Source organism: Sphingomonas sp. CCH9-F2, from assembly GCF_001556735.1.
Classification (GTDB): domain Bacteria; phylum Pseudomonadota; class Alphaproteobacteria; order Sphingomonadales; family Sphingomonadaceae; genus Sphingomonas; species Sphingomonas ginsenosidimutans.
In genome coordinates this window covers 1-1,449 of sequence record NZ_LSJO01000080.1, presented here as the reverse complement: position 1 = coordinate 1,449, position 1,449 = coordinate 1, and the positions used below count along the sequence as shown (strand labels likewise).

The following is a 1,449-nucleotide window of genomic DNA, read 5'->3' as shown; positions in this document are numbered from 1 at the left end:
GCTTCCGGCAACGACAGCTCAGAATTGACTTGCGACCAGCGCGATTAGACGACGACGGCAAGAAGAACAAGATGGTGACGCTCAGCACCCCCGACGCGATCGGCAAGGTGCTCGATTTCTACAAGGGGTCGCTGACCGGCGCAGGATGGAAGGTGCCGTCGTCGTTCGTCGGCGCCGATGGCGGGATGCTCGCCGGAGAAAAGGACGGCAAGAGCGTGTCGATCGCCTTTTCGCGGCACGATGAGGGGAAGACCGACGTGGTGGTCAACGTCCCCGGCGATTGAGGGGCGCGCACATCGCCCGAACGAAAACGGCCCCGGCAGCGCGTGCTGCCGGGGCCGTCGTCGTTTCGGTCCCGTGGGACCGGCGGTCGCTTAGTCGCGGTCGCCGGTCAGGAACGCCGGGGCGAAGGCGGGGGCGTCGCCCTCGTCCTTGCCGCCTTCACGGCGCGGGCCGCGGCCTTCGCGGCGCGGGCCGCGATCGCCGCCGCGCTCGCCACCACGGCCGCCGCCGTCACGGTCGCCGCGCCCTTCGCGGCGCGGGCCACGGTCGCTGCGCTCGTTACGCTCGCCGCGCGGTTCGCGCGCCGGGCGGGTGTCTTCCAGCTCGGCGCCGGTTTCCTGGTCGACGACGCGCATCGACAGGCGAACCTTGCCGCGCGGATCGATCTCCAGCACCTTGACCTTGACCTCCTGCCCCTCGGACACGACGTCACCCGGCTTCTCGACACGCTCGTTCTTCATTTCGGAGACGTGGACGAGACCGTCCTTGCCGCCCATGAAGTTCACGAACGCACCGAAGTCGACGATGTTGACGACCTTGCCGGTGTAGATCTTGCCGACCTCGGCCTCTTCGACGATGCCCTTGATCCAGTTCATCGCCGCCTCGATCTGCGCGCCGTCCGACGAGCTGATCTTGATGACGCCTTCGTCGTCGATATCGACCTTCGCGCCGGTCTGCGCGACGATCTCGCGGATCACCTTGCCGCCGGTGCCGATGACGTCGCGGATCTTCGACTTGTCGATCTGCATCGTCTCGATCCGCGGCGCATGCGCCGACAATTCGGTGCGGGTGGTCGACAGCGCCTTGGCCATTTCGCCCAGGATGTGCGCGCGGCCTTCCTTTGCCTGGCTCAACGCGACCTTCATGATCTCCTCGGTGATCCCGGCGATCTTGATGTCCATCTGCAGGCTGGTGATGCCCTCGCTGGTGCCGGCGACCTTGAAGTCCATGTCGCCCAGGTGATCCTCGTCACCCAGGATGTCGGACAGGACGGCGAAGTCCTTGCCCTCCAGGATCAGGCCCATCGCGATGCCCGACACCGGGCGCTTGATCGGCACGCCCGCGTCCATCAGCGCCAGCGAGCCGCCGCAGACGGTCGCCATCGACGACGATCCGTTCGACTCGGTGATGTCCGACGTCACGCGGATCGTGTACGGGAACTCCTCC

General features: G+C 66.9%; 1 protein-coding gene and 1 pseudogene. One reads left to right on the top strand and one right to left on the bottom strand.

Annotation, left to right across the window (positions count from 1 at the left end; translation table 11 throughout):
• Positions 1 to 284, top strand: a pseudogene (locus AX685_RS02245) (hypothetical protein); the annotation flags it as partial.
• A gap of 90 nt (positions 285 to 374) precedes the next feature.
• Here the strand turns inward: AX685_RS02245 and AX685_RS02240 are convergent.
• A partial coding sequence (locus AX685_RS02240) for a S1 RNA-binding domain-containing protein (RefSeq protein ID WP_156445611.1) occupies positions 375 to 1,449 on the bottom strand: 1,075 nt, incomplete at its 5' end.